5 protein-coding genes are annotated in these 3,636 nt (G+C 61.3%); 1 reads left to right on the forward strand and 4 read right to left on the reverse strand.

The window, feature by feature from the left end:
• The coding region (locus RMN95_RS04270) for an SDR family oxidoreductase (protein WP_309615718.1) at window positions 1-377 on the forward strand (377 nt) is incomplete at its 5' end.
• 292 nt (window positions 378-669) lie between these two features.
• On the opposite strand, the gene RMN95_RS04275 is transcribed toward RMN95_RS04270, so the two are convergent.
• The 4 genes from RMN95_RS04275 to RMN95_RS04290 are packed head-to-tail and all read right to left on the reverse strand — an operon-like array spanning window position 670 to window position 3,361.
• A complete protein-coding gene (locus tag RMN95_RS04275; protein ID WP_309615719.1) occupies window positions 670-1,500 on the reverse strand; it encodes an SDR family oxidoreductase in 831 nt (276 codons plus the stop codon).
• 55 nt (window positions 1,501-1,555) lie between these two features.
• On the reverse strand, window positions 1,556-2,539 hold the full coding sequence (locus tag RMN95_RS04280; RefSeq protein ID WP_309615720.1) for a serine/threonine dehydratase: 984 nt from the start codon (window positions 2,537-2,539) through the stop codon (window positions 1,556-1,558).
• Complete coding sequence (locus RMN95_RS04285) at window positions 2,526-2,918, reverse strand: RidA family protein (protein WP_309615721.1); 393 nt, start codon at window positions 2,916-2,918, stop codon at window positions 2,526-2,528. The genes RMN95_RS04280 and RMN95_RS04285 overlap by 14 nt, the downstream gene beginning before the upstream one ends.
• Window positions 2,919-2,962: 44 nt before the next feature.
• Window positions 2,963-3,361, reverse strand: coding sequence for a tautomerase family protein (locus tag RMN95_RS04290; RefSeq protein WP_309615722.1), 399 nt, complete (start codon window positions 3,359-3,361; stop codon window positions 2,963-2,965).
• Between the last annotated feature and the right edge of the window lie 275 nt (window positions 3,362-3,636).

A 3,636-nucleotide genomic window follows, 5' to 3' on the forward strand; every position in this document is an offset into this window, starting at 1 on the left:
CTCATCTGGCGGTTCCACATCTGAACGCATGGGGATCCATCACCTTCACTAGTGGATCTGCGGCGTTCCGACCCGGTGCTGGCTGGATGCTCGGGGCTGCAGTTTCCGCCACAGCGATCGCCGTGACCAAAGCGCTCGCGATAGAACTGGCTCCAATTCGGGTGAACGCGATCGCACCAGGCGTCGTGCGTAGTCCACTCTGGGACTCGATGTCGATTCAAGACCAGATGGCGATGTATGCGGGACTGGCCGCTTCTCTTCCCCTCGGCCGGGTTGCAGAGGTGACCGATGTGGCTAAGTCATTCGTGTACGTCATGGATCAGGACTACACCACGGGCACGGTGACCGTCATCGATGGAGGAAGCGTCCTGGTGTGAAATGTGATGTAGTGGCCAACCGCACATCCGCATCTATTTCTCATTGAGCAGAAGAGTCTTATGAGTGCCTATGAAAGTCGTGCCGAGTTCGTTCTCACATTGCGCGCTGCCCTGTCGACTCAGGATCGACGGGCGCTGAAGAGACTGATTATTGACGACGTGGTCGGGGTTCTGCCGGGAACCAATGCCGTCTCCGGCGGGGCGATCATACTTGACAACGGGAAGGCGTCTCGCGCCGACGCTGAGCAGTCGGCAGTTTCAGTCGCGCAGACCAGAGACCCTGCGATTCGGACTACGCGGCGTATCCGCCGTCGACGGCGAGGCGTGCTCCGGTGATATAAGACGCACTATCCGAGAGCAGGAAGAGAACGGCGGCGGCGACCTCGGATGGTTCCCCGATGCGGTTGGCAGGGATGCTACTCACGATGGCTCCGGCGGCCTTTGCTTCCGGTTTCTCACCGCGGGGCCAAGAATTTATAACACCCGGCTGGAGCTCGTTGATTCGAACTCCGCGTCTTCCCCACTGCCTCGCTGCCGAGCGAGTGAGGCTGCTAACTCCGCCCGCACCGTCGATGCTCGTCGCCCGCTCAGGAAAGCCCCATTGCCCGTAAACGGATGCGATGTTGACTACCGCGCCTCCGCCGGCGGCTTCGATGGCGGGCAGTTGCACGCGCATCGCGTAGAAGAGGGCCGATTGGTCGACGGTGATGACATCTTCATGCTTACCGCCTGCGCCCCGGCGACGCGAAGTCTCGGGGATCGCCGCACCACTGTTCACGGCCAGATGCAGCGCACCGAAACGCTCAACGGTGGCCATGACTACCCCCTGCATCGTGATCCTGTCTCGGACGTCGGCGACGAGTACGACGGCGTCGCCGCCGGTTGCTGCGATCGTTGACTCCAGGATCCGGAGGAACATCTCGTCGCGGCCAACCAGCGCGATCCGTGCGCCATGGGCGGCGAGAAGATGAGCGATGGAGGCACCAAGGGGCGTGTCGGCGCCTGTGACAATGGCAACTTTTCCGACAAAGCCTTGCTCGATGGACGCCACCTCAACAGTATCAATTGCGCTCTTGGTCACCGCTGGTGTCATTGTCGAATCACGCGCCTGCAAGATGGTCATATCCGTCCTCTTTCCGTATTTTTGCAATTGGTTGATCCTGTGCTGCTGCGGTGCTTCATGCGCGTGCGATCGGGGCGGTCGCTGAGAGTTTCGCCAGGTCAACATTTCCACCGGTAACGAGAACCCCGACGATTTCGCCAGCATCCGGGACGTAGGCTCCGCTGAGTAGAGCTGCCAGCGCGGTAGCGCCACCGCCCTCGAGGCCGATCCGGAGTTCGTTCCACGCGGCCAGCTGGGCTGCGACAATCGCCTCGTCGGCCACATCGACCTGGTGCACGCCGTGTTCGACGACCGCGTTGAAGCACAGTTGTCCGACGCGCCGAGGTCCCAAGCTGTCGACCGCGGGTCCAGAAACTTTTACGTCGACCGGGTGACCAGCATCCATGGCCGCGCCAAGGCAGCGAGCCGAGATCGGTTCAACGCCGACGGCGACAGTTTCCGATCCGGTCAACGCCGCGACCGCTCCGGCCAGAAGTCCCCCACCTCCGACGGGCACCAGAATCGAATCGAGACCTGTGACCTGCTCGATAAATTCCGAGGTTACCGTTCCGGCGCCGGCGATGGTGAGATCCTGATCGAACGGGTGAATCATTGCTGCGCCTGTTTCAGCTGCGGAAAGCATCGCGGCAACCAGGCTCTCGTCGTACACGTCGCCGACGACAGTGACGGTAGCTCCGTACTCAGCGAGCCGGCGGAGCTTGATCTCCGGGCAGGTGGTCGGGACGTAGATCGCTGCCGCAACTCCAAGCAAACGGGCAGCCCATGCCACCGCCTGGCCGTGGTTACCGCCGCTGGCTGCGATGACTCCCGCCGCGGGAATCGTCGTCGCCAGGAGACTGTTCAACGCCCCGCGCGCTTTGAAAGCGCCGGTGTGTTGGAGAGATTCGAGTTTGAGCCAGAAGGCTGGGTGCTGTTGGCTCAGCTGATTCTCTTCTATGTGCATGACTGGCGTGCGGCGCACCTGGGTACCGAGGCGATGCTGCGCGGCCTTCACGTCTGCAGCCGTGACCGAAAGGTGATGTACCTCAGTGATTTCCACGGCCAGCCACCGCCTGAATCTCGATCTTTGCGCCGAACGGCAGTGCACCAGCCTGGAAGGTGAAGCGTGCTGGTGCGCTGGCGATGTCGGGGAAAGTCGTTCTCCACCAGTCGTTGAGATCGCCATAGTCCTGGATGTCTGCGACCACACACTGGACGTACACGATCTCTCCGGCGGAATATCCCGATGCCTCTGCGATGGAGATGACATTGTGCCATGCCATGTGGGTTTCCTCGGTGAAGGTGCCTGCTTTGAACTTTCCTTCGGCGTCCAGCGATGGCATCCCACTGATGAAGCACGTGCCGTTAGCCTCTGCGGAGAGGCTGAAAGGGAATCCTGTGGGAAGGCCGGGCCCCGCCGAAGTGCGATTGATTGTCATTGGAAGTCCTTCTGGTCGATGGGGCTGAGGGTTGTGGGGGTTGTCTAGCCGGCGCTCGCGGCGGGGAATCGTTGTGCGAGCCCTCCTCCAAACGAGAGGTTGGCGAGCCCGATTTCGGTGATCATGATGAAGACGTCGTCGGGCCGCACGAGAGCGGCAGCAACGAGGTTTCGGTTGATCTCGGCGAGCAGCCTAATCTTGGTGTCGTCGTCGCGGCCCTCTAGGATGGTGATCTCGATGACGAGCAGTTGCGGGGTGTACTCCAGCCCGAGGTAGCCGTTGGTGTGCCGGAAGTTGGTGTCATCGAACTCGGTGAAGAGCTGATAAAGGTCTGCCTCCGGAACTTTCAGCATCGACACAAGGGCCGCCTGGATGCTGTCACCGATGGCAGCTCGTTGCTCTGCGGAGCGACCCTTGACGAGATTTACCTTTACGAGCGGCATGTGCGGTCCTGACTTTCAAATGCCCCTCGCGGATGTCCGGGGTGCTGTTCATGGCCCATAATTGGGCTTTTTGCGAGATTCTGAACGTGGCAGCAGCGCACAGTCACACCGCCCGCAAGAGGGAGCGAAGTGCGGTGGCTGCCTCCGAACCCATCTTTTCTTCGAACTGGCGTTGAGCTTTTTCCCAGAGCGGAGCGCATTCACGGCGGACGTGCACCCCGTGCGGGGTGAGCAGGATTGTGGCCGCGCGACGGTCGGTCTCTGACTTGCCGATG

Origin of the sequence: Salinibacterium sp., assembly GCF_031364185.1 — a bacterium.
Taxonomy (GTDB): domain Bacteria; phylum Actinomycetota; class Actinomycetes; order Actinomycetales; family Microbacteriaceae; genus Rhodoglobus.